Here is a 25,068-nt window from a genome sequence, read left to right as displayed (position 1 = left end):
TAGCCGCTTTCCCCTACGGAGGGGGGCTCGAACAAAAAAGTGCCCCGGCCGGTGGGGATTCCAGCGGCCGGGGCACTCTTCGTGAGCAGCTTCCGTGACGGTCAGGCCTTGGCCTCGCCCAGCAGCTTCTGGATCCGCGAGACGCCCTCGATGAGGTCGTCGTCGCCCAGGGCGTACGACAGGCGCAGATACCCCGGGGTGCCGAAGGCCTCGCCGGGTACGACGGCGACCTCGGCCTCGTCCAGGATCAGGGCGGCCAGCTCGACGGTGGTGGCCGGGCGCTTGCCGCGGATCTCCTTGCCGAGCAGGTCCTTCACCGTGGGGTAGGCGTAGAACGCGCCCTCGGGCTCCGGGCAGAACACGCCGTCGATCTCGTTGAGCATCCGCACGATGAGCCGGCGGCGGCGGTCGAAGGCGGTGCGCATCTCGGCGACGGCGTCCAGCGGGCCGGAGACGGCCGCGAGCGCGGCGATCTGGGCGACGTTGGAGACGTTGGACGTGGCGTGCGACTGGAGGTTGGTCGCGGCCTTCACCACGTCCTTCGGGCCGATGATCCAGCCCACCCGCCAGCCGGTCATCGCGTACGTCTTGGCGACGCCGTTGACGACGATGCACTTGTCGCGCAGCTCGGGGACGATCGCCGGGAGCGAGGTGAACGTCGCGTCGCCGTAGACGAGGTGCTCGTAGATCTCGTCGGTCATCACCCACAGGCCGTGCTCGACGGCCCAGCGGCCGATGGCCTCGGCGTCGGCCTCGCTGTAGACGGCGCCGGTCGGGTTGGACGGCGAGACGAACAGGACGACCTTGGTCTTCTCGGTACGCGCGGCCTCCAACTGCTCGACGGAGACCCGGTAGCCGGTGGTCTCGTCGGCGACGACCTCGACCGGGACACCGCCGGCGAGCCGGATCGACTCGGGGTAGGTGGTCCAGTAGGGGGCGGGGACGATGACCTCGTCGCCCGGGTCGAGGATCGCGGCGAAGGCCTCGTAGATGGCCTGCTTGCCGCCGTTGGTCACCAGGATCTGGGCGGCGTCGACCTCGTAGCCGGAGTCGCGCAGCGTCTTCTCTGCGATGGCGGCCTTGAGCTCGGGGAGCCCGCCGGCCGGGGTGTAGCGGTGGTACTTCGGGTTGCGGCAGGCCTCGACCGCGGCGTCGACGATGTAGTCGGGCGTCGGGAAGTCGGGCTCGCCGGCCCCGAAGCCGATCACCGGACGCCCGGCTGCCTTGAGGGCCTTGGCCTTGGCGTCGACGGCGAGGGTCGCGGACTCGGAGATCGCACCGATGCGGGCGGAAACCCGGCGCTCGGACGGTGAAGTTGCAGCGCTCATGGCCCCATGCTCCCAGACCGCGAAAGCCGTCGGCACAGGGGTTTCAGGGACCGGACAGGACCTGGACGGCATCCGGACAGGACCGGTCGGTTGTTGTCTGTTCGACGCGGCGGCCCTGAACACGTACACTCACCTGTCGTTGGCCTTCACCAGCCGCACCGTCTCCGCACCCGGTCACCGGGAAAGATGCGGTAGGTTGGTGGAAACCACAAAGGGTCGTAGCTCAATTGGTAGAGCACTGGTCTCCAAAACCAGCGGTTGGGGGTTCAAGTCCCTCCGGCCCTGCTACACACTCCTTCGCCAGGATGTGTGCGCATGTACGTACTTCATTGCACAGCCGTGCGGCTCCACCGGGCGCGGCACGGCCACGACCCGGAATCAGGTGAGTAGCGTGACGGACGCCGTGGGCTCCATCGACATGCCTGATGCTGAGGATGAAGCTCCCGAGTCGAAGAAGAAGACCCGGAAGGGCGGCAAGCGCGGCAAGAAGGGCCCTCTGGGCCGTCTCGCGCTGTTCTACCGCCAGATCGTCGCCGAACTCCGTAAGGTTGTCTGGCCGACGCGTAGCCAGCTGACGACGTACACCTCCGTGGTGATCGTGTTCGTCGTCATCATGATCGGTCTTGTTACCGTTCTTGACATGGGCTTCGCCCGGGTCATCAAGTACGTCTTCGGCTGATCTCGCGGAAGGCGTCCGACCCGGCGCCCCTTTCGCACGTTCCACCCTTTGTATCCAGGAAGAAGCAGCCATCGTGTCTGACCCGAACCTGAACGACGCCGTCGAGCCCGAGGCTGGCGCCTTCGAGTCCGCCAAGGACGAGCTCGACATCGTTGAGGCTGCTGACTCCGTGGACCCGGACCAGGCCGAGGCCGCCGACCTCGCCGCGGGCAAGCCCGCCGAGCAGGACGCTGTGAACGTCGAGGCCGACGAAGACGCAGCAGCCGCCGAAGCCGTCGAGGAAGAGGCCGCCGAGGCGGTCGAGGCCGAGGCCGACGACGAGAGCGCCGACGAGGAAGAGGCCGAGCCGGCCGCCCCCGTCGACCCCGTCACCGCCCTGCGCGAGGAGCTCCGCACTCTCCCCGGCGAGTGGTACGTCATCCACACGTACGCCGGTTACGAGAAGCGCGTGAAGGCCAACCTGGAACAGCGCGCCGTCTCGCTGAACGTGGAGGAGTTCGTCTATCAGGCCGAGGTGCCTGAAGAGGAAATCGTCCAGATCAAGAACGGCGAGCGCAAGAACGTCCGGCAGAACAAGCTCCCCGGCTACGTGCTGGTGCGCATGGACCTGACGAACGAGTCCTGGGGCGTCGTGCGGAACACGCCGGGCGTCACCGGCTTCGTGGGCAACGCCTACGACCCGTACCCGCTGACCCTGGACGAGATCGTCAAGATGCTCGCCCCGGAGGCCGAGGAGAAGGCCGCCCGCGAGGCCGCCGAGGCCGAGGGCAAGCCGGCTCCGTCCCGCAAGGTCGAGGTCCAGGTGCTGGACTTCGAGGTCGGCGACTCGGTCACCGTCACCGACGGCCCGTTCGCCACGCTGCAGGCCACGATCAACGAGATCAACGCCGACTCGAAGAAGGTCAAGGGCCTCGTCGAGATCTTCGGCCGCGAGACCCCGGTCGAGCTCAGCTTCGACCAGATCCAGAAGAACTAGCACTTCCCGCCGGTTTCTGGACACATGCCTACCCAGCAGGTCAGAGGGGCTTCGCAGCCGCTCTGACCTGCTGGGTTTTTGGTCGCACAGCTATACCCGTTATCGTTGTGCGGTATGCCTCCATCCGGATGACCGGAATCGGCGGCGAAACACTCTCATAGGACCCGGAGAGAGCAATGCCTCCCAAGAAGAAGAAGGTCACGGGGCTTATCAAGCTCCAGATCAACGCCGGTGCGGCGAACCCGGCCCCGCCGGTCGGCCCCGCGCTCGGTCAGCACGGCGTCAACATCATGGAGTTCTGCAAGGCCTACAACGCCGCGACCGAGTCGCAGCGTGGCATGGTCGTGCCGGTGGAGATCACGGTCTACGAGGACCGCTCCTTCACCTTCATCACGAAGACTCCGCCGGCCGCCAAGCTGATCCTCAAGGCCGCGGGTGTGGACAAGGGCTCCGGCGAGCCGCACAAGACCAAGGTCGCCAAGCTGACGGCTGCCCAGGTCCGCGAGATCGCCACGACGAAGCTCCCCGACCTGAACGCCAATGACCTCGACGCCGCGTCGAAGATCATTGCCGGCACCGCCCGCTCCATGGGCATCACGGTCGAAGGCTGATTCAGCCCCGTAACCCCAGTGGTAGGACCAAGCGCTGGTCCGCACCACGACTCCACACTCTGAAACCACAGGAGTAGAAGTGAAGCGCAGCAAGAACCTCCGCGCTGCGGACGCCAAGATCGACCGGGAGCGCAACTACGCCCCGCTCGAGGCCGTCCGTATCGCCAAGGACACCGCCTCCACGAAGTTCGACAGCACCGTCGAGGTCGCCTTTGCCCTGGGTGTCGACCCGCGCAAGGCCGACCAGATGGTCCGCGGCACCGTGAACCTCCCGCACGGCACCGGCAAGACCGCCCGGGTCCTGGTCTTCGCGACCGGTGACCGTGCAGCGGCCGCGGAAGCCGCCGGAGCCGACATCGTCGGCGCCGACGAGCTCATCGACGAGGTGGCGAAGGGCCGTCTGGACTTCGACGCCGTCGTCGCGACCCCGGACCTCATGGGCAAGGTCGGCCGCCTGGGCCGCGTGCTCGGTCCGCGTGGTCTGATGCCGAACCCGAAGACCGGCACCGTCACCCCCGACGTCGTGAAGGCTGTCAACGACATCAAGGGCGGCAAGATCGAGTTCCGCGTCGACAAGCACTCGAACCTGCACTTCATCATCGGCAAGACCTCGTTCGACGAGACCAAGCTGGTGGAGAACTACGCAGCGGCGCTGGACGAGATCCTCCGTCTGAAGCCGTCCGCCGCCAAGGGCCGCTACATCAAGAAGGCCACGCTGGCCACCACGATGGGCCCCGGCATCCCGCTGGACGCCAACCGCACCCGCAACCTCCTCGTCGAGGAGGACCCGGCCTCCGTCTGAGCCGCTGTGCTCACCCGGTAGCCGCGTCGTACGCGTGCTCTGTGTGAACGGGCCCCGCAACCTTTCGAGGTGCGGGGCCCGTCCTCGTATCCGTAAGCAGCAATGTCTGTCAGTGCCCTGTGCCACTGTTGTGCGGGGGACGACGGACGATACGAGGGGTGGACGGGTACATGAGGACGAGCACGGCACGACGCATGGGTACGGCTCTGGCCGCGGCGGCGGCACTGACGTCGATGGCGGCCTGCAGTGGCTCCGACGGTTCGGGGAGCTCCAGCGGCTCCGGCAAGGACAAGGCGGGCTCCGTCTCCAAGGCGAGCCCTGTGGCCGCGCTGAAGCAGGTGCAGCAGAAGACCGGCGGCGCCCAGTCCGCGAAGGTCGAGGGCACCACCGAGATGGGCAGCGCCATGTCCATGAAGCAGTCCGGGGCCATCGGCTGGGCCGACGGCCTCTCCGGCGCGCTGACCATCACGTACACCGGCGGCACCATGGGCGACGCCCTGAAGAAGGCCGGCGGTGACGGATCGGTCCAGGCCCGCTACTTCAAGGACGAGTACTACGCCAACATGGGCGACGCCATGGCGGCCAACACCGGCGGGAAGCACTGGATCCGGTATTCCTACAAGGACCTCGCCGAGCTGGGCGGCGCCTCCGGCGACGTCATGAAGGACCAGATCCAGAACAGCACGCCCGAGCAGGGGGTGAAGTCGCTCCTGGCCTCCGGCGATGTGAAGAAGGTCGGACAGGAGGACGTCCGCGGGGTCCCCGCGACGCACTACTCCGGCACGGTCGACGTGGCCGAGCTGACCGCGAAGAACAGCAACCTGGACGCGAAGCAGCTGGCCGCGTTCAAGGAGCAGCTCGCGCTGGCCGGGGTGACCACCCAGACCGTCGACATCTGGGTCGACGAGAACGACCTGCTGGTGAAGAAGACCGAGCGCGGCGAGATGAAGACCGGCGCGTTCAACTCGACGCTCTTCTACAGCGACTACGGCACCGAGGTCCCCTCCGAGAAGCCGGCGGCCTCGGACACCGTGGACTTCAAGGAGCTGCTGAAGCAGGGCGGTACCCCGGGCGGCACCTCCTGACACCTCCCGCAAGGGACGATCGGGGACGGATTTGCCCGTCCCGCATCCGGTCGCGTAGTCTCACCAAGAAGCCAAAGACCGCTGGTCGTCGCCGTGCCTCGTCAGAGGGACGGTGACCGAAGGTTCCGCTAGATCGGACGACCTGCGCAGGTGACTGTGGAACGCTCCCGGACTCAGTTCGGTCGAGCCGCGCCCTGGCACTTGTGCTGGGGCGTTTCGTCTTTCCCGGCCCCTTCTGAGCGGTCCTCATCACCCGGAAGGAGGCCGACGCTCATGGCAAGGCCCGACAAGGCTGCCGCGGTAGCCGAGCTGACGGACCAGTTCCGCAGCTCGAACGCCGCCGTGCTGACCGAGTACCGGGGTCTCACCGTGGCACAGCTCAAGGAGCTGCGCCGTTCGCTCGGTGAGAACGCCCAGTACGCCGTGGTGAAGAACACGCTGACCAAGATTGCGGCCAACGAGGCCGGGATCGACACGCTGGACGACCTGTTCTCGGGTCCGACGGCGGTTGCCTTCGTCACCGGTGACCCGGTGGAGTCGGCGAAGGGTCTTCGTGACTTCGCCAAGGACAACCCCAACCTCATCATCAAGGGCGGTGTCCTTGACGGTAAGGCGCTGTCCGCCGATGAGATCAAGAAGCTCGCGGACCTCGAGTCCCGCGAGGTTCTGCTCTCCAAGCTGGCCGGTGCTTTCAAGGGCAAGCAGACGCAGGCGGCGCAGGTCTTCCAGGCCCTGCCGTCGAAGTTCGTCCGCACCGCGGAAGCTCTTCGTGCCAAGAAGGAAGAGCAGGGCGGTGCCGGTACTCCGGCTCCCGCCGAGGCCGCCGAGTAATTTCGCTCAGCGGTCCAGCGGGCTCCACGTACGCCCGCCGACATATACATCCGGCACCTGCCGAATAGTGGAAGGACGCCTATCATGGCGAAGCTGTCCCAGGACGACCTGCTCGCGCAGTTCGAAGAGATGACCCTCATCGAGCTCTCCGAGTTCGTGAAGGCCTTCGAGGAGAAGTTCGACGTCACCGCCGCCGCGGCCGTCGCCGTCGCCGGTCCCGCCCAGGGCGGCGCCCCGGCCGAGGCCGAGGCCGAGCAGGACGAGTTCGACGTCATCCTCACCGGTGCCGGCGAGAAGAAGATCCAGGTCATCAAGGTCGTGCGTGAGCTGACCTCGCTGGGTCTGAAGGAGGCCAAGGACCTCGTCGACGGCGCCCCGAAGCCGGTCCTCGAGAAGGTCGCCAAGGAGGCCGCCGAGAAGGCTGCCGAGTCCCTCAAGGGCGCCGGCGCTTCCGTCGAGGTCAAGTGACTTCGAGAGTCCTCTGACTCTCCCGAGGCAGTCCCCGCCGTAAGGCGGTGACATCTCCTCACCGAAGGGCGATCACCCATCCGGGTGGTCGCCCTTCGGCGTGCCCGTGGCGGGTGCCTTGCTCTTCCGCCGACGACGAGTAGGGTGATCTTCGCCGTGCGTCTCTCGCGGGCCGCTCAGAGGCGCCCTGCGGGCACCACGGGGGTGGCTGGTGAGGACGCCTGGAGGTCCGATCGGACCGGCGGGCCTTGACGAACCGGACGCGGCGCGCAATTCTCAGGACGCGTCATCACTTCGATCCGTATCCGAGGCATGGATCGAGAGTGAAGAGGGCAGTAAAGAAGAGCGCACCCCGCGCGAGGGCTAGGGCTAGACATAGGTGTTGAGAACAGCTGTTGAGAGCAACGTGGGTCTCTGAGAACCCCGACTGGACATCAGTGTGCCGCTTGGCTACACTGACCCTTTGCGCTGCCTGTTAGCTGCCTCCTGCCCGTCACCAGGGGCATGCCCACGCTGAAGCACCGATGACCGACCCCCTCCGACCTGGTCGTATTGCGACCGATTCGGAACGGTCTGTCTCTGTGGCCAGAGTGGGACCGGTACGCGCGTAGTGAGTCCGAGCCCTCGGAAGGACCCCCTCTTGGCCGCCTCGCGCAACGCCTCGACCGCGAATACGAACAACGGTGCCAGCACCGCCCCGCTGCGCATCTCCTTTGCAAAGATCAAGGAGCCCCTCGAGGTTCCGAACCTCCTCGCGCTGCAGACCGAGAGCTTTGACTGGCTCCTCGGTAACGCCGCCTGGAAGGCTCGCGTCGAGGCTGCTCTGGACAGTGGACAAGACGTCCCCACCAAGTCCGGCCTGGAGGAGATCTTCGAGGAGATCTCACCGATCGAGGACTTCTCCGGGTCGATGTCGCTTACGTTCCGCGACCACCGCTTCGAGCCCCCGAAGAACTCGATCGAAGAGTGCAAGGAGCGCGACTTCACGTTCGCCGCGCCGCTCTTCGTCACGGCCGAGTTCACCAACAACGAGACCGGCGAGATCAAGTCCCAGACGGTCTTCATGGGCGACTTCCCGCTCATGACCAACAAGGGCACCTTCGTCATCAACGGCACCGAGCGTGTCGTCGTGTCGCAGCTGGTCCGCTCGCCGGGTGTCTACTTCGACTCCTCCATCGACAAGACGTCCGACAAGGACATCTTCTCCGCCAAGATCATCCCCTCCCGGGGTGCCTGGCTGGAGATGGAGATCGACAAGCGTGACATGGTCGGTGTCCGCATCGACCGCAAGCGCAAGCAGTCCGTCACCGTCCTCCTCAAGGCTCTCGGCTGGAGCACCGAGCAGATCCTGGAGGAGTTCGGCGAGTACGAGTCGATGCGCGCCACCCTGGAGAAGGACCACACCCAGGGCCAGGACGACGCACTGCTCGACATCTACCGCAAGCTGCGTCCCGGCGAGCCGCCGACGCGCGAGGCCGCTCAGACGCTGCTCGAGAACCTCTACTTCAACCCGAAGCGCTACGACCTCGCGAAGGTCGGCCGCTACAAGGTGAACAAGAAGCTCGGCGCCGATGAGCCGCTGGACGCCGGGGTGCTCACCAGCGACGACGTCATCGCGACCATCAAGTACCTGGTCAAGCTGCACGCCGGTGAGACCGAGACGACCGGTGAGTCCGGCCGGGAGATCGTCGTCGAGACCGACGACATCGACCACTTCGGCAACCGTCGTCTGCGCAACGTCGGCGAGCTCATCCAGAACCAGGTCCGTACGGGCCTGGCGCGGATGGAGCGCGTCGTGCGTGAGCGCATGACCACGCAGGACGTCGAGGCGATCACGCCGCAGACCCTGATCAACATCCGGCCGGTCGTCGCCTCCATCAAGGAGTTCTTCGGCACCAGCCAGCTGTCGCAGTTCATGGACCAGAACAACCCGCTGTCGGGTCTCACCCACAAGCGCCGCCTGTCGGCTCTTGGCCCGGGTGGTCTCTCCCGTGAGCGGGCCGGCTTCGAGGTCCGAGACGTGCACCCGTCCCACTACGGACGCATGTGCCCGATCGAGACCCCCGAAGGCCCGAACATCGGTCTGATCGGTTCGCTCGCCTCGTACGGCCGCGTCAACGCGTTCGGCTTCATCGAGACGCCGTACCGCAAGGTCGTCGACGGTCAGGTCACCGATGACGTCGACTACATCACGGCCGACGAGGAGGACCGCTTCGTCATCGCCCAGGCGAACGCGACGCTCTCCGAAGAGCTGCGCTTCACCGAGCCCCGCGTCCTGGTCCGCCGTCGTGGCGGAGAGGTCGACTACGTGCCCGGCACGGACGTCGACTACATGGACGTCTCGCCGCGCCAGATGGTGTCCGTCGCCACCGCGATGATCCCGTTCCTGGAGCACGACGACGCCAACCGTGCCCTCATGGGCGCGAACATGATGCGGCAGGCGGTGCCGCTCATCAAGTCCGAGGCCCCGCTCGTCGGCACCGGCATGGAGTACCGCTGCGCCACCGACGCCGGTGACGTCCTCAAGGCGGAGAAGGACGGTGTGGTCCAGGAGGTCTCCGCGGACTACATCACCGTCACGAACGACGACGGCACGTACACCACGTACCGCATCGCCAAGTTCATGCGCTCCAACCAGGGCACCTCGGTCAACCAGAAGGTCGTCGTCTCCGAGGGCGACCGGATCGTGGCCGACCAGGTGCTCGCCGACGGACCGGCCACCGAGAACGGTGAGATGGCCCTCGGCAAGAACCTGCTCGTGGCGTTCATGCCGTGGGAGGGTCACAACTACGAGGACGCGATCATCCTGTCGCAGCGCCTCGTGCAGGACGACGTCCTCTCCTCGATCCACATCGAGGAGCACGAGGTCGACGCCCGTGACACCAAGCTCGGCCCGGAGGAGATCACCCGGGACATCCCGAACGTCTCCGAAGAGGTCCTCGCCGACCTCGACGAGCGCGGCATCATCCGGATCGGTGCCGAGGTCGTCGCCGGCGACATCCTCGTCGGCAAGGTCACGCCCAAGGGCGAGACCGAGCTGACCCCCGAGGAGCGTCTGCTCCGCGCGATCTTCGGTGAGAAGGCGCGAGAGGTGCGCGACACCTCGCTGAAGGTGCCGCACGGTGAGATCGGCAAGGTCATCGGCGTCCGCGTCTTCGACCGCGAAGAGGGCGACGAGCTGCCGCCGGGCGTGAACCAGCTGGTCCGCGTCTACGTCGCGCAGAAGCGCAAGATCACCGACGGTGACAAGCTCGCCGGCCGTCACGGCAACAAGGGCGTCATCTCGAAGATCCTGCCGATCGAGGACATGCCGTTCCTGGAGGACGGCACCCCGGTCGACATCATCCTCAACCCGCTGGGTGTCCCGTCCCGAATGAACCCGGGACAGGTCCTGGAGATCCACCTCGGCTGGCTCGCCAGCCGCGGCTGGGACGTCTCCGGCCTCGGTGACGAGTGGGCCAAGCGCCTGCAGTCCATCGGCGCCGACCAGGTCGCCCCCGGCACCAACGTCGCCACGCCCGTCTTCGACGGTGCGCGCGAGGACGAGATCACCGGCCTCTTCCAGGCCACGATCCCCAACCGCGACGGCGACCGCCTGGTGCAGCCCTCCGGCAAGGCCCAGCTGTACGACGGCCGCTCCGGCGAGCCGTTCCCGGAGCCGGTCTCGGTCGGGTTCATGTACATCCTCAAGCTGCACCACCTGGTCGACGACAAGCTCCACGCGCGTTCGACCGGCCCGTACTCCATGATCACCCAGCAGCCGCTGGGTGGTAAGGCACAGTTCGGTGGTCAGCGCTTCGGTGAGATGGAGGTGTGGGCCCTTGAGGCTTACGGCGCCGCATACGCCCTCCAGGAGCTCCTGACGATCAAGTCCGACGACGTGACCGGCCGCGTGAAGGTCTACGAGGCCATCGTCAAGGGCGAGAACATCCCCGAGCCCGGCATTCCCGAGTCCTTCAAGGTGCTCATCAAGGAAATGCAGTCGCTCTGCCTCAACGTGGAGGTGCTGTCCTCGGACGGCATGTCCATCGAGATGCGCGACACGGACGAGGACGTCTTCCGCGCGGCGGAGGAACTCGGTATCGACCTGTCCCGGCGCGAGCCGAGCAGCGTCGAAGAGGTCTGACGGGCCGGCCGGCCGCCTCATCCCGAGGCGGCCGGCCCTCCCCGGACCCGTTCAGACCATTGATTGAGACGAGACCCCGAAAGAGGGATTGACGACAAGTGCTCGACGTCAACTTCTTCGACGAGCTGCGGATCGGCCTTGCCACCGCGGACGACATCCGGACCTGGTCGCACGGCGAAGTGAAGAAGCCGGAGACCATCAACTACCGCACGCTCAAGCCCGAGAAGGACGGACTCTTCTGCGAGAAGATCTTCGGTCCGACCCGGGACTGGGAGTGCTACTGCGGCAAGTACAAGCGTGTCCGCTTCAAGGGCATCATCTGTGAGCGCTGCGGCGTCGAGGTCACTCGCGCCAAGGTGCGTCGTGAGCGGATGGGCCACATCGAGCTTGCCGCTCCCGTCACCCACATCTGGTACTTCAAGGGCGTTCCCTCGCGCCTCGGATACCTGCTGGACCTCGCGCCGAAGGACCTCGAGAAGGTCATCTACTTCGCCGCGTACATGATCACGTTCGTGGACGAGGAGCGTCGTACCCGCGACCTGCCGTCCCTGGAGGCTCACGTCTCCGTCGAGCGCCAGCAGACCGAGAACCGCCGCGACTCCGACCTGGAGGCCCGCGCCAAGAAGCTCGAGACCGACCTGGCCGAGCTGGAGGCCGAGGGCGCCAAGGCGGACGTGCGCCGCAAGGTGCGCGAAGGCGCCGAGCGTGAGATGAAGCAGCTGCGCGACCGTGCGCAGCGCGAGATCGACCGCCTCGACGAGGTGTGGAGCCGCTTCAAGAACCTCAAGGTCCAGGACCTGGAGGGCGACGAGCTGCTCTACCGCGAGCTGCGTGACCGCTTCGGCACGTACTTCGACGGCTGCATGGGCGCCGCGGCGCTCCAGAAGCGCCTGGAGTCCTTCGACCTCGACGAGGAGGCCGAGCGCCTCCGCGAGATCATCCGTACCGGCAAGGGCCAGAAGAAGACCCGTGCGCTCAAGCGCCTCAAGGTCGTCTCCGCGTTCCTGCAGACCAGCAACAAGCCCAAGGGCATGGTGCTCGACTGCGTGCCGGTCATCCCGCCGGACCTGCGTCCGATGGTGCAGCTGGACGGTGGCCGCTTCGCGACCTCCGACCTGAACGACCTGTACCGCCGTGTGATCAACCGCAACAACCGCCTCAAGCGTCTCCTCGACCTCGGCGCCCCCGAGATCATCGTGAACAACGAGAAGCGGATGCTGCAGGAGGCCGTCGACGCGCTGTTCGACAACGGCCGCCGCGGTCGCCCGGTCACCGGTCCCGGTAACCGGCCCCTGAAGTCCCTGAGCGACATGCTCAAGGGCAAGCAGGGCCGTTTCCGTCAGAACCTCCTCGGCAAGCGTGTGGACTACTCCGCGCGTTCCGTGATCGTCGTCGGTCCGCAGCTCAAGCTGCACCAGTGCGGTCTGCCGAAGGCGATGGCGCTGGAGCTCTTCAAGCCGTTCGTGATGAAGCGCCTGGTGGACCTGAACCACGCGCAGAACATCAAGTCGGCCAAGCGCATGGTCGAGCGTGGCCGCACCGTCGTGTACGACGTCCTCGAAGAGGTCATCGCCGAGCACCCGGTGCTGCTGAACCGTGCGCCCACCCTGCACCGCCTGGGCATCCAGGCCTTCGAGCCGCAGCTGGTCGAGGGCAAGGCCATCCAGATCCACCCGCTCGTCTGCACCGCGTTCAACGCGGACTTCGACGGTGACCAGATGGCCGTGCACCTGCCGCTCTCCGCGGAGGCGCAGGCCGAGGCCCGCATCCTGATGCTGTCCTCGAACAACATCCTGAAGCCGGCCGACGGTCGTCCCGTCACCATGCCGACCCAGGACATGGTGCTGGGCCTCTTCTTCCTCACCACGGACGAAGAGGGCCGCAACGTCAAGGGCACGGACCGCGCGTTCGGCTCCACGGCCGAGGCCACCATGGCCTTCGACGCCCGCGAGCTGTCGCTCCAGGCGAAGGTCGACATCCGCTTCCCGGTCGGCACCATGCCGCCGCGTGGCTGGGTGCCGCCGGTCGCCGAGGAAGGCGAGCCGGAGTACCAGCCGGGCGACACCTTCCGGCTGCGGACGACCCTGGGCCGCGCGCTCTTCAACGAGCTGCTGCCCGAGGACTACCCGTTCGTCGACTACTCGGTGGGCAAGAAGCAGCTCTCCGAGATCGTCAACGACCTGGCCGAGCGCTACCCCAAGGTCATCGTGGCGGCGACGCTCGACAACCTGAAGGCGGCGGGCTTCCACTGGGCGACCCGTTCGGGCGTCACCGTGGCCGTCTCCGACATCGTCGTGCCCGAGGCCAAGAAGGCCATCGTGAAGGGCTACGAGGAGCAGGACGAGAAGGTCCAGAAGCAGTACGAGCGCGGTCTGATCACCAAGGACGAGCGTACGCAGGAGCTCATCGCGATCTGGACCAAGGCGACCAACGAGGTTGCCGAGGCGATGAACGCGAACTTCCCGAAGACGAACCCCATCTTCATGATGGTCGACTCGGGCGCCCGAGGAAACATGATGCAGATGCGTCAGATCGCGGGTATGCGTGGTCTGGTGTCGAACGCCAAGAACGAGACGATCCCTCGTCCCATCAAGGCGTCCTTCCGCGAGGGCCTCACCGTTCTGGAGTACTTCATCTCCACGCACGGTGCCCGTAAGGGTCTGGCGGACACCGCCCTGCGTACCGCCGACTCGGGTTACCTGACCCGTCGTCTGGTGGACGTCTCGCAGGACGTGATCATTCGCGAGGAGGACTGCGGCACCGACCGCGGCCTCAAGCTGAAGATCGCCGTCAAGGGCGCCGACGGCGTGCTCCGCAAGACGGAGGACGTCGAGACCTCGGTCTACGCCCGCATGCTCGCCGAGGACGTCGTGGTGGACGGCAAGGTCATCGCGCCTGCCAACGTCGACCTCGGTGACGTCCTGATCGACGCCCTGGTGGGCGCCGGCGTCGAGGAGGTCAAGACCCGCTCGGTCCTGACCTGTGAGTCCGCGGTCGGCACCTGTGCCTTCTGCTACGGACGCTCGCTCGCCACCGGCAAGCTGGTCGACATCGGTGAGGCGGTCGGCATCATCGCCGCCCAGTCCATCGGTGAGCCCGGCACCCAGCTGACGATGCGTACCTTCCACACCGGTGGTGTGGCCGGTGACGACATCACCCAGGGTCTGCCCCGAGTCGTCGAGCTCTTCGAAGCCCGCACGCCCAAGGGTGTCGCCCCGATCTCCGAGGCCAAGGGCCGCGTGCGGATCGAGGAGACCGAGAAGACCAAGAAGCTCGTCGTCACCCCGGACGACGGCAGCGACGAGACGGCGTTCCCGATCTCGAAGCGTGCCCGTCTGCTCGTGGGCGAGGGCGACCCGGTCGAGGTGGGCCAGAAGCTCACCGTCGGTGCCACCAACCCGCACGACGTGCTGCGCATCCTCGGCCAGCGTGCGGTCCAGGTCCACCTGGTCGGCGAAGTCCAGAAGGTCTACAACTCGCAGGGCGTGTCGATCCACGACAAGCACATCGAGATCATCATCCGGCAGATGCTCCGCCGTGTGACGATCATCGAGTCCGGCGACGCGGAGCTGCTTCCGGGCGAGCTGGTCGAGCGGTCGAAGTTCGAGACCGAGAACCGTCGTGTGGTCACCGAGGGCGGTCACCCCGCCTCCGGCCGTCCGCAGCTGATGGGTATCACCAAGGCCTCGCTGGCCACCGAGTCGTGGCTGTCGGCGGCGTCCTTCCAGGAGACGACCAGGGTCCTGACCGACGCGGCGATCAACGCCAAGTCGGACTCCCTGATCGGCCTCAAGGAGAACGTCATCATCGGTAAGCTCATCCCGGCCGGTACGGGTCTGTCCCGCTACCGCAACATCCGGGTCGAGCCGACCGAGGAGGCCAAGGCCGCGATGTACTCGGCCGTCGGCTACGACGACATCGACTACTCGCCGTTCGGCACCGGCTCCGGCCAGGCCGTCCCGCTGGAGGACTACGACTACGGTCCGTACAACCAGTAGGCGAGTGGCTTTCGCTTGAACGCCGGAGGGCGGTCACCCCGTACGCAACGGGGTGGCCGCCCTCCGGCGTGTGCGGGGGCTTGCCGCCCCGTACGAGGGCCCCGCGCCATCTGACCTTCACCGGCGGGGTCCACCGGACCTGGGGCCCGGCCCGTGAGCGCGAGAGGCGCCCCCGCACAGGGAACGCGGGGGTCCCGGCGGTCGGCTGACCGCAGTTTCCGGCAGGGTGGGGTACGGCGGCAGTGCGTGAGCACGCTGTTTCCGCGCCGCTTGATTGCCGGGATCCGGCAAGCGTGAATGCCCTCTGCCGGACGGTCTGGCGGTCCTTCCCGGGTGGTCCGGGGGGCCGGCGTGTCCGCGTGGACCGCATTTGTTTTGACCCAGCTCCGTGAGGTAGGTACGCTCAAGCCTTGTGCCTGGGGTGTGCCTGGGCTCGTGTGCGTGTCCTCAACCGCATCGCGGGTCCGTCAGTAGCCACCGCAATCTGCGCCCCTCCCGTCCTCAGGGCGGAAGTCCGCAGTATTCGACACACCCGACCGCGTGGGTCGGCGATGTTCCAGGTTAGTTTCACGAACGGCACACAGAAACCGGAGAAGTAGTGCCTACGATCCAGCAGCTGGTCCGGAAGGGCCGGCAGGACAAGGTCGAGAAGAACAAGACGCCCGCGCTCGAGGGTTCGCCCCAGCGTCGTGGTGTCTGCACGCGTGTGTTCACGACCACCCCGAAGAAGCCGAACTCGGCGCTCCGTAAGGTCGCGCGTGTGCGTCTGACCTCCGGCATCGAGGTCACGGCCTACATCCCGGGTGAGGGACACAACCTGCAGGAGCACTCCATCGTGCTCGTGCGTGGTGGCCGTGTGAAGGACCTGCCGGGTGTTCGTTACAAGATCATCCGCGGCTCCCTTGACACCCAGGGTGTCAAGAACCGCAAGCAGGCCCGCAGCCGCTACGGCGCCAAGAAGGAGAAGTAAGAATGCCTCGTAAGGGCCCCGCCCCGAAGCGCCCGGTCATCATCGACCCGGTCTACAGCTCTCCTCTTGTCACCTCGCTGATCAACAAGATCCTCCTCGACGGCAAGCGTTCCACCGCCGAGCGGATCGTGTACGGCGCCATGGAAGGCCTCCGCGAGAAGACCGGCAACGACCCGGTCATCACGCTGAAGCGCGCGCTTGAGAACGTCAAGCCCTCGCTCGAGGTCAAGTCCCGCCGTGTCGGTGGCGCCACCTACCAGGTGCCGATCGAGGTCAAGCCCGGTCGCGCCTCCACCCTCGCCCTGCGCTGGCTCGTCGGTTACTCCCGCGCCCGCCGCGAGAAGACCATGACCGAGCGCCTCATGAACGAACTGCTCGACGCCTCCAACGGCCTCGGCGCTTCGGTCAAGAAGCGTGAGGACACCCACAAGATGGCCGAGTCCAACAAGGCCTTCGCGCACTACCGCTGGTAGTCGCTACCCCCATCGAGACCGAGAGAAGATTGAGCCTTATGGCCACCACTTCGCTTGACCTGGCCAAGGTCCGCAACATCGGGATCATGGCCCACATCGACGCGGGGAAGACGACCACCACTGAGCGGATCCTCTTCTACACCGGTGTGAGCTACAAGATCGGTGAAGTCCACGACGGCGCTGCCACGATGGACTGGATGGAGCAGGAGCAGGAGCGCGGCATCACGATCACGTCCGCCGCGACGACCTGCCACTGGCCGCTCAACGATGTTGACCACACCATCAACATTATCGACACCCCGGGTCACGTCGACTTCACCGTCGAGGTGGAGCGTTCGCTCCGCGTCCTCGACGGCGCTGTCACCGTGTTCGACGGCGTCGCCGGCGTCGAGCCGCAGTCCGAGACCGTCTGGCGTCAGGCGGACCGCTACGGCGTGCCGCGTATCTGCTTCGTCAACAAGCTCGACCGCACCGGCGCGGACTTCTTCCGTTGCGTCCAGATGATCATCGACCGCCTCGGCGCGACCCCGATCGTCATGCAGCTCCCCATCGGGGCGGAGGCCGACTTCACGGGTGTCGTCGACCTCGTGTCGATGAAGGCCTTCGTGTACCCCGAAGAGGCCGCCAAGGGCGAGATGTACAACGTCGTCGAGATCCCGGACAACCTCAAGGAGTCCGCCGCCGAATGGCGCGGCAAGCTCCTCGAGGCCGTGGCCGAGAACGACGACGCCATGATGGAGCTGTACCTGGAGGGCGACGAGCCCACCCAGGAGCAGCTGCACGAGGCGATCCGCCGCATCACCCTGGCGTCCAAGGGCAGTGCCGACTCCATCACCGTCACCCCGGTGTTCTGTGGCACCGCGTTCAAGAACAAGGGCGTCCAGCCCCTGCTCGACGCGGTCGTGCGCTACCTGCCTTCCCCCCTGGACGTCGAGGCCATCGAGGGCCACGACGTGAAGGACCCGGAGAAGGTCATCGCCCGCAAGCCCTCGGACGACGAGCCGTTCTCCGGCCTGGCGTTCAAGATCGCGAGCGACCCGCACCTGGGCAAGCTCACCTTCGTCCGGATCTACTCCGGTCGCCTGGAGGCCGGCACCGCGGTGCTGAACTCCGTCAAGGGCAAGAAGGAGCGCATCGGCAAGATCTACCGCATGCACGCGAACAAGCGTGAGGAGATCGCATCGGTGGGCGCCGGCGACATCATCGCCGTCATGGGTCTCAAGCAGACCACCACCGGTGAGACGCTCTGCGACGACAAGAACCCGGTCATCCTGGAGTCCATGGACTTCCCGGCGCCGGTCATTCAGGTCGCGATCGAGCCGAAGTCCAAGGGTGACCAGGAGAAGCTGGGTGTCGCCATCCAGCGCCTCTCGGAGGAGGACCCCTCCTTCCAGGTGCACTCCGACGAGGAGACCGGCCAGACCATCATCGGTGGTATGGGCGAGCTTCACCTCGAGGTGCTCGTCGACCGCATGAAGCGCGAGTTCCGCGTCGAGGCGAACGTCGGCAAGCCCCAGGTCGCGTACCGCGAGACGATCCGCAAGGCCGTCGAGCGCATCGACTTCACGCACAAGAAGCAGACTGGTGGTACCGGCCAGTTCGCGAAGGTGCAGATCGCCCTCGAGCCCATCGAGGGTGGCGACGCCTCCTACGAGTTCGTCAACAAGGTCACCGGTGGCCGCATCCCCCGTGAGTACATTCCCTCGGTGGACGCGGGTGCTCAGGAAGCCATGCAGTTCGGCATCCTGGCCGGTTACGAGATGGTCGGCGTCCGCGTCACCCTTCTCGACGGTGGTTACCACGAGGTCGACTCCTCGGAGCTCGCCTTCAAGATCGCCGGTTCGCAGGCGTTCAAGGAGGGTGCCCGCAAGGCCTCTCCCGTGCTCCTCGAGCCGATGATGGCCGTCGAGGTCACCACGCCCGAGGACTACATGGGCGATGTCATCGGCGACCTCAACTCCCGCCGTGGTCAGATTCAGGCCATGGAGGAGCGCAGCGGCGCTCGCGTCGTGAAGGGCCTCGTGCCCCTCTCGGAGATGTTCGGCTACGTCGGAGACCTCCGCAGCAAGACCTCGGGTCGCGCAAGCTACTCGATGCAGTTCGACTCCTACGCCGAGGTTCCGCGGAACGTCGCCGAGGAGATCATCGCGAAGGCCAAGGGCGAGTAACTCTCCCGAGCTCACGCTTTAGGCTTGTCACCGGAGCCGGGCGGGCATCTCGCACAGCGCGTCAGCACTGTGCGGAATGCCCCCGGCGCCGGCACCCCAGCAAAGATCACCTGGCGCCGATGAAGCAAGGCGTACAGATCCACTCAGGAGGACCCCAGTGGCGAAGGCAAAGTTCGAGCGGACTAAGCCGCACGTCAACATCGGCACCATCGGTCACATCGACCACGGTAAGACGACCCTCACGGCCGCCATTACCAAGGTGCTGCACGACGCGTACCCGGACCTGAACGAGGCCTCGGCCTTCGACCAGATCGACAAGGCTCCCGAAGAGCGCCAGCGCGGTATCACCATCTCCATCGCGCACGTCGAGTACCAGACGGAGTCGCGTCACTACGCGCACGTCGACTGCCCCGGTCACGCGGACTACATCAAGAACATGATCACGGGTGCGGCGCAGATGGACGGCGCCATCCTCGTGGTCGCGGCCACCGACGGCCCGATGCCGCAGACGAAGGAGCACGTCCTCCTGGCCCGCCAGGTCGGCGTCCCCTACATCGTCGTCGCGCTGAACAAGGCCGACATGGTGGACGACGAGGAGATCCTGGAGCTCGTCGAGCTCGAGGTCCGTGAGCTCCTCTCCGAGTACGAGTTCCCGGGCGACGACCTTCCGGTCGTCAAGGTCTCGGCGCTCAAGGCGCTCGAGGGCGACAAGGAGTGGGGCCAGACCGTTCTCGACCTGATGAAGGCCGTCGACGAGTCCATCCCGCAGCCCGAGCGTGACGTCGAGAAGCCGTTCCTCATGCCGATCGAGGACGTCTTCACGATCACCGGTCGCGGTACGGTCGTCACCGGCCGCATCGAGCGTGGTGTCCTGAAGGTCAACGAGACCGTCGACATCGTCGGTATCAAGACCGAGAAGACCACCACCACGGTCACCGGCATCGAGATGTTCCGCAAGCTGCTCGACGAGGGCCAGGCCGGTGAGAACGTCGGTCTGCTCCTCCGTGGCATCAAGCGCGAGGACGTCGAGCGCGGCCAGGTCATCATCAAGCCCGGCTCGGTCACGCCGCACACCGAGTTCCAGGCGCAGTCCTACATCCTGTCGAAGGACGAGGGTGGCCGTCACACCCCGTTCTTCAACAACTACCGCCCGCAGTTCTACTTCCGTACCACGGACGTGACGGGCGTTGTGACCCTTCCCGAGGGCACCGAGATGGTCATGCCGGGTGACAACACCCTCATGGACGTCTCGCTGATCCAGCCGGTCGCCATGGAAGAGGGCCTGAAGTTCGCCATCCGTGAGGGTGGCCGGACCGTGGGCGCCGGCCAGGTCACCAAGATCATCAAGTAGTTCTCTGCTTGGTCATCACTGACCTGGTGGCTCGCTGAGCCGCAGGAAGGGTCCCGCACCTCGCGAGAGGTGCGGGACCCTTCGTCATGTCTCCCGAAACCCCCTCGGGGCCGTGGCGCCACGGCCCTGAGGCAGGAAGGAAGACCCTTGAGGAACGGGAACAGGCCCGCCAATCGCATCGCGGTGGCGGGCACGGCGGCGGCGCTCTACGCCTTCTTCTGCGGCATCGACACAGTGAAGGCGCGGGGGCGGGGGGAGACCGAGGGATACTTCGACGTACTGGCGACCGCGGCCCCGATTCCGATGGCCGTGGTCATGCTGTACTGCGCTTTCTCGCCCGTTGTGTGGCCTGCCCTCATATCGGCCGATGTGAGGGTCCGACCACGTCGGCTCTCCGACCGGCTGCGCTGTCTCGTCTTCCACTGGGGGGTGACGATCCTCGCGGTGGTGCTGGCGTCCTGGTTCGGCGGCGTGTCCCCGGGCGCCCTGCTGCCCGAGTTTCTCCGTTCCGGCGGCGGCCTCACGCTTCTGGGAGCGTCGGCGGTGTTCTGCCTGCTCTCACCGTTCTTGCTGCCGGTCCTCTGGGAGCCGAGGGAATCCCGACCTTCGGAGGACTGATGATGCGGGGAGAGGTGCGGGGCCCTCGTCATGTCCGAAAGCTTCGGGCGTACGGAGCCGGAGGCACGGCGTTTCCGGCGGCGGGACGGATGGCCCGGGCCCTCATGGATGTAGGGCCCCGGTACCTCAGGGCGGCGAGGTAAGGGGGCCCTACGGTTCACGGGACGGCGGGTCCGTCAGGCGCCCGCCGTCCCGGGCGGTGGGGCCGGTCAGACGCCCGCGATCGACTGGATCCAGGACCGGTACGCGGTGACGTTCGTGTACGCCGTCGTGGTCTGCCGGTCGCTGGTGGAGGCGACGCCGACCTGGATGCCGTTCAACGTCATCGGGCCGCCGGAGTCGCCGCCGGCCGTGATGCCGTCGCCGCGGCGGGCGCAGATCGCCGAGCCGCCGTACGCGTCACCGCAGCCGCCGGTGACCGTCACGTTGGCCACCTTCAGGTAGCGGGACTGGCAGTTGGCCTCGGAGCCGCACTGCGAGGTGGCGCCCCAGCCCCAGACCTGCACGTTCTGTCCGACGCGGACCGTGCCGGGCTGGCCGAGGCGGGAGTAGGTCGTCTGCACGGAGCGGTCCAGACGTACCAGGGAGATGTCCGCGCTGTGGTTGTACGTCTGGACGCCGTTGGCCACCACGCCGCCGCTGTGCTGGTCGAGGCTGCCGATGCGGAACGACAGGCCGCCGCCGGAGACGCAGTGGCGGGCGGTGAGGATCCAGGTCGGCGCGATGATCGTGGCCGAACAGGTCTCTCTGCCGTTGGAGAAGAGGCGCGCGGCCCATGGAGCGTTCTGGGCGTAGCCGCCGCCGATGATCTGCGTGGTCGGGGGCGGGGAGTCCTGGAGCGGGGGCTCGGGGGCGGCCGAGGCGGACGGTGCGAAGAGGGCGATGACGCAGGCCGCTGCGGCGGCGGCAGCGGGCACGAGCCTGGATATACGCATGGTTCCTCGTTTCGCGCGACACGCTGGGGGTGCGTGTCCGTGGGGGATGGTGGGCAACAGGGTGCCCGAGCGCGACGAGGCCGGGGTACTAACGTTTGGGCATAACACGGCGTTATGGGGCGGCAGTTGGGCCGAGAGCGGCCGCTTCTACGGCCGCCACGCCCACGGGGCGCCGTCCGGCCCGAACCCCACGACGACGGGCCGCCCGCCCGCCGTCCCGAGGTGGAGGGCGACGCCGTCCAGGGCGACGGGGCCACGGGACCGTACGGCGGTGCCCTCGGCGGTACGCACCTGGATCCGGCCCTCCGCGGACCGGCCGAGCAGGACCGGGCCGCTCGGTGAGGCGGCGGCGGTCACCGGACCGTACCCGCCGAAGTGGGGCGCGGGCGCGGGGTCGGACCGTACCGCGACGAGTCGCTCCCGCGCGGCCGGCCGGTAGTACAGCTCCACGGACCCGTCGGGCGCGGGGAGTGCGCCGGGCGCGTGCGCGGGGACGGGGGAGCCGGTGAGCTGGGTACGGGCGGTGACGTCCGTGTCCGGGGCGTCCTGGGTCCAGTGGTGCACGGCATGGTGCCCGGCGGCGTACACGTGGACGAGGCCCGCCGTGTCGACGACCGCGGTGAGCCCGTCCTGCACCTCGCCGCCGCCCATGTCGCGCCAGGCGCTCCAGCGGCCGGTGGCCGCCTCGCGCACCCGGGTGCTGAGCCCCTTCTCCGCGTTGCGCACGAAGAGGTGGACGCGGCCGTCCGGCGCGGTGACGGCGACCGGTATCCCGATGCGGCGGCCGTGGTCGCGGCCCGCGGCAGGGTTGCCGAGCCCTCGCCAGGCGCGGAAGGGGCCGTCCGGCGCGCGCTGCTCCAGCACCACGATCTCGCGCTGGTTGTCCGAGCCGTGCCCGCCGAGCGCCGCGAACCGCAGCCCGAACAGCAACTGCCGCCCGTCCGCCGTCACCGCCGACCCCAGCACCGGCGCGAGCGGGCCGCCCCCGAGGTCGTCCGGCGCGTCCCAGACCCCGCTGCCGGGCGCGCTCTCGCGCCACCGCACGGCGCGCAGCCCCAGCACCCCGTACGCGGTGAGCCGGCCGCCGGCCCCGGAGGCGACCTGGGGCCGGGGGCCCGGGTAGCGGTGGTGGGTGGAGCGGACCCACCCCTTGCGGTTGGTCAGGGGCCTGTCGCCACCGACGTTGTAGTCGCCGCATCCCGAGGCATTGCCGCACTCCCAGTCGGGCGCGCCGCCGTACGGGACGAGGTGGGCGGCCTTGCGCTCCAGCACCTCGGGCGGCAGGTTCCTGGGCCAGTGCCGGTTGTAGTAGCCCCGGAAGGAGGCGACGACGAACCCGGGCACGGGCTCCCCGGCCGCCGTGGTCGTCGCCACCCAGCGGATCAGCGCCGCCCAGGCGAAGCAGCCGGCCGCGGTGTGGTCGGCGTGGTCGGAGTACCCGTGCTGCTCGCTGTCCCGGCGGCGTTCGTACTCGCTGCTGAACTGGAGGTCGGGGTCCGGGTCGAGGGTGTGCACGACGGTCGGCCGGTACTGCTCCAGGAGCCCCACGAGAACGTCGACGAGCCCGTCGTACGTATACGAACCAGCCTTCGCCAGCGGGGAGCCGTCGGCGACGACGGTACGCAGCACGAGCCGCCGGTCCTGCCAGAGGCTGGGGAGCCCGAGGCGGCCGCGCCCGGTGTGCATCGCGGTGTTGAGGAAGACCAGTTCGACCCGGCGCACCCCCTCGGCCAGGACGTTTCGCTCGGCCCGGTGGCCGCCGTGCAGGGTGAGCACGGACTTCTGCCAGGGGGTGAACCGGTCGAGTCCGAGCAGCTCGGCGTACGCCTGGCGCAGGCCCTGGTGGCGGGAGGCGGAGTACGCGGCGCGGTCGGGGGCCGGGCGGGGCGCGCCGGGGATCTTGTTGACGCCGTCCGCCTCGCCCGCGGTCAGGTAGACGCAGACCAGCGGGGTTCCCGCGTCGAGGGCCTCACGGGTGTCCGGGTTCATGAAGTACAGATCGTCGTCGGGATGTGCCAGCACCTGCATCAGCAGCGCCTGCCGGCTGCTCGCTATGGCCAGGCCCGGGGCCGGGTCCGGCACCGGCCCCCGACGCCTGGGGACCGGTACGGCACATCCGGCGGTGGCGGCGGTCGCGGCGGCCGCGAGGAGGACGGCGCGCCGGGGCATCCGTATCCGGGCCAGGACAGATCGATCCACCACGCCGCGCACCCCGTCCGCTCCCGCTTCCCCCGCAGCGGGCGACCGGCCGCCCTGGCCTGCGTACTCCCTGGCTCTGTGCGCAGGTCAGCGGCTGGTCGAGCCGTACCTGCGGGGGGTTAGACGGGGATCGGGGCGGAGAGGTTGCCCGGCGGGAGGTGGGATTGCGCACGCGGCACGCAAGGCTCGCCAGTGCTCCGGGAGATGTTCCTGCCGTCCGCCGACTGGAAGTTCCTCCGCCTGACCCCGCCGGGCCCGTCCGGGACCGCGCCGTTGGTCGAGCTGGTGCCCGCTCTGGCCGGACTGCGCGACCTGATGACCGCTGCGGCGGCCGCCGAGGCCGCTCCCGAGCCCCAGCCCGTCCAGCCCGCGAACAAGACCCAGGTGGTCAAGGACCACGTGTCCTCCGTACGGCTGGACCAGACGCGGGTGGGCAGCTACGTCGTCGCCGTGTACACCCCGCTGCCCGGAGGGCCGGCCCAGGGCTCCCTGTTCGACCACGACTCCCGTGAGGCGGCCGACCTCAGCATCCGGGATGACGAGTTGGCCGATTTCACCCGCTTCGCTCTTGGCGGGCTTTCGGCCAATCTCTGCGAGGCGCTCGTCAAGATCGGAGGGGAGGACGGACCGGGGTTCTCCTTCGACTTCACATGGTCCCCCGACCTGCCGGTGGAGCAGCCGACCCGTCGCATCAGGCTGGCCCCGCCCCAGCTCGCGACCCTGGACGCGGGGGCCAAGGACCTACGGGCGCGAGCTGGGCCGAAAGGACATGACGCTGCTGGGATCCGTGGTGCGCCTGCATCGCGAGCTTCCTTACGGCGCGGGTGCGGTCACGGTCGCGTGGTACTTCGAGGACCGGGACGACAGCAGGCCTCGCCGCGTCAGGATGACCTTGGACCACCATGACTACGGGAAGGCCGCCGAGGCTCACCGCCGGGGTGACGAGGTGCTGGTGCGCGGGGACCTCGTCGCCCTGGGCAATGCTCCACGTTTGGACAATGTTCGGTCGTTCGTCGTGCGACGTGTGTCCGAGTGAGGAAAATCAGAGGCGGTGCATGAGTGTGCCTTGCCTTTGAGGAGCTCGAGGGCCGCGATGGGGTCAGGGGGGTACGGGGATGGCGTGGGACGAGTGGGAACAGCTCAAGGCCGAGGCCGCTGAGCGGCACACGGTGCAGGTGCGGCTCAACCAGGTGGGCGAGAACTCTGATGGGGGCCTCGGGGGAGTCCAATCGAGCAAGGTTTCCTGGACGCGGGCGGGCGAGAGCGTCGGCAAACTGGCAGGGGACGTCCGAAAGGCCTTGTCGGCGTTGAAGCATGAACAGGCCGGGGCCGTGATCAGCGCTGATGTACTTAGTGTCCTGAGTCGTTAGTTCGCGCGCGGTTGTAGGGTGGGCTGATGCCTGGTCCGAAGCCGTTGCCGCTGGAGCTGTCCGATCACGAACGCCGTGTC

At 67.6% G+C, this 25,068-nt stretch carries 18 protein-coding genes and 1 tRNA gene; 16 read left to right on the top strand and 3 right to left on the bottom strand.

The features are described from left to right. Nucleotides 1–101: 101 nt before the first annotated feature. A complete protein-coding gene (locus tag IG90_RS0106570) occupies nt 102–1,328 on the bottom strand; it encodes a pyridoxal phosphate-dependent aminotransferase (RefSeq protein ID WP_030578924.1) in 1,227 nt (408 codons plus the stop codon). A gap of 212 nt (nt 1,329–1,540) precedes the next feature. Here IG90_RS0106570 and IG90_RS0106565 point away from each other — a divergent pair. From IG90_RS0106565 to IG90_RS0106495, 15 genes are all read left to right on the top strand, one after another. Next, nucleotides 1,541–1,613 (top strand) — tRNA-Trp (locus IG90_RS0106565). Between the two features lie 106 nt (nt 1,614–1,719). Continuing rightward, entirely contained in the window at nt 1,720–2,007 is a 288-nt protein-coding gene (gene secE, locus IG90_RS0106560) for a preprotein translocase subunit SecE (RefSeq protein ID WP_030578921.1), read from the top strand. 73 nt (nt 2,008–2,080) lie between these two features. Further along, complete coding sequence (gene nusG / locus IG90_RS0106555; protein ID WP_030578918.1) at nt 2,081–2,983, top strand: transcription termination/antitermination protein NusG; 903 nt, start codon at nt 2,081–2,083, stop codon at nt 2,981–2,983. 176 nt (nt 2,984–3,159) lie between these two features. Next, a complete protein-coding gene (gene rplK, locus IG90_RS0106550) occupies nt 3,160–3,594 on the top strand; it encodes a 50S ribosomal protein L11 (RefSeq protein ID WP_010058817.1) in 435 nt (144 codons plus the stop codon). A 79-nt stretch (nt 3,595–3,673) separates the two neighbouring features. Next, nucleotides 3,674–4,396 (top strand): 50S ribosomal protein L1, encoded by a 723-nt coding sequence (gene rplA, locus IG90_RS0106545; protein ID WP_007445923.1) that lies wholly within the window; start codon nt 3,674–3,676, stop codon nt 4,394–4,396. A 170-nt stretch (nt 4,397–4,566) separates the two neighbouring features. Then, nucleotides 4,567–5,481, top strand: a complete 915-nt coding sequence (locus IG90_RS0106540; RefSeq protein ID WP_030578915.1) for an SCO4651 family lipoprotein — start codon at nt 4,567–4,569, stop codon at nt 5,479–5,481. 273 nt (nt 5,482–5,754) lie between these two features. Next, nucleotides 5,755–6,312, top strand: a complete 558-nt coding sequence (gene rplJ, locus IG90_RS0106535) for a 50S ribosomal protein L10 (protein WP_003966997.1) — start codon at nt 5,755–5,757, stop codon at nt 6,310–6,312. A gap of 84 nt (nt 6,313–6,396) precedes the next feature. Next, nucleotides 6,397–6,780 (top strand): 50S ribosomal protein L7/L12, encoded by a 384-nt coding sequence (gene rplL / locus IG90_RS0106530; protein WP_030578913.1) that lies wholly within the window; start codon nt 6,397–6,399, stop codon nt 6,778–6,780. A gap of 640 nt (nt 6,781–7,420) precedes the next feature. Continuing rightward, the gene (gene rpoB / locus IG90_RS0106525) at nt 7,421–10,906 is read left to right on the top strand and encodes a DNA-directed RNA polymerase subunit beta (protein ID WP_030578911.1); all 3,486 of its coding nucleotides are present in this window, start codon (nt 7,421–7,423) and stop codon (nt 10,904–10,906) included. A gap of 98 nt (nt 10,907–11,004) precedes the next feature. Beyond that, nucleotides 11,005–14,904 carry a DNA-directed RNA polymerase subunit beta' gene (locus tag IG90_RS0106520; protein ID WP_030578909.1) on the top strand — a complete coding sequence of 1,300 codons (3,900 nt, stop codon included), beginning with the start codon at nt 11,005–11,007 and terminating at the stop codon, nt 14,902–14,904. Between the two features lie 598 nt (nt 14,905–15,502). Next, nucleotides 15,503–15,874, top strand: coding sequence for a 30S ribosomal protein S12 (gene rpsL, locus IG90_RS0106515; protein ID WP_003948652.1), 372 nt, complete (start codon nt 15,503–15,505; stop codon nt 15,872–15,874). Nucleotides 15,875–15,876: 2 nt separating this feature from the next. After that, on the top strand, nt 15,877–16,347 hold the full coding sequence (rpsG, locus tag IG90_RS0106510) for a 30S ribosomal protein S7 (protein ID WP_003966970.1): 471 nt from the start codon (nt 15,877–15,879) through the stop codon (nt 16,345–16,347). 38 nt (nt 16,348–16,385) lie between these two features. Further along, entirely contained in the window at nt 16,386–18,515 is a 2,130-nt protein-coding gene (gene fusA, locus IG90_RS0106505) for an elongation factor G (protein WP_030578907.1), read from the top strand. 157 nt (nt 18,516–18,672) lie between these two features. Further along, nucleotides 18,673–19,866 (top strand): elongation factor Tu, encoded by a 1,194-nt coding sequence (gene tuf / locus IG90_RS0106500; protein ID WP_007445914.1) that lies wholly within the window; start codon nt 18,673–18,675, stop codon nt 19,864–19,866. A 147-nt stretch (nt 19,867–20,013) separates the two neighbouring features. Beyond that, nucleotides 20,014–20,484 (top strand): hypothetical protein, encoded by a 471-nt coding sequence (locus IG90_RS0106495; protein ID WP_157846300.1) that lies wholly within the window; start codon nt 20,014–20,016, stop codon nt 20,482–20,484. A gap of 209 nt (nt 20,485–20,693) precedes the next feature. Here IG90_RS0106495 and IG90_RS0106490 read toward each other — a convergent pair whose 3' ends face one another. Both IG90_RS0106490 and IG90_RS0106485 read right to left on the bottom strand, forming a co-directional pair. Continuing rightward, complete coding sequence (locus IG90_RS0106490; RefSeq protein WP_030578901.1) at nt 20,694–21,419, bottom strand: S1 family peptidase; 726 nt, start codon at nt 21,417–21,419, stop codon at nt 20,694–20,696. A 147-nt stretch (nt 21,420–21,566) separates the two neighbouring features. Beyond that, nucleotides 21,567–23,588: a PIG-L family deacetylase gene (locus IG90_RS0106485; RefSeq protein ID WP_030578899.1), complete on the bottom strand. Its 2,022-nt coding sequence runs from the start codon at nt 23,586–23,588 to the stop codon at nt 21,567–21,569. A gap of 234 nt (nt 23,589–23,822) precedes the next feature. Between IG90_RS0106485 and IG90_RS0106480 the strand changes: the two genes are divergently transcribed. Further along, nucleotides 23,823–24,524, top strand: a complete 702-nt coding sequence (locus IG90_RS0106480) for a hypothetical protein (protein ID WP_124264584.1) — start codon at nt 23,823–23,825, stop codon at nt 24,522–24,524. The last annotated feature ends 544 nt before the right edge of the window (nt 24,525–25,068 follow it).

It is taken from the genome of Streptomyces anulatus (assembly GCF_000721175.1).
In the GTDB taxonomy this organism is placed as follows: domain Bacteria; phylum Actinomycetota; class Actinomycetes; order Streptomycetales; family Streptomycetaceae; genus Streptomyces; species Streptomyces anulatus_C.
The sequence above is the reverse complement of the archived record's forward strand: the minus strand, read 5'-3'. Positions and strand labels throughout refer to the sequence as shown.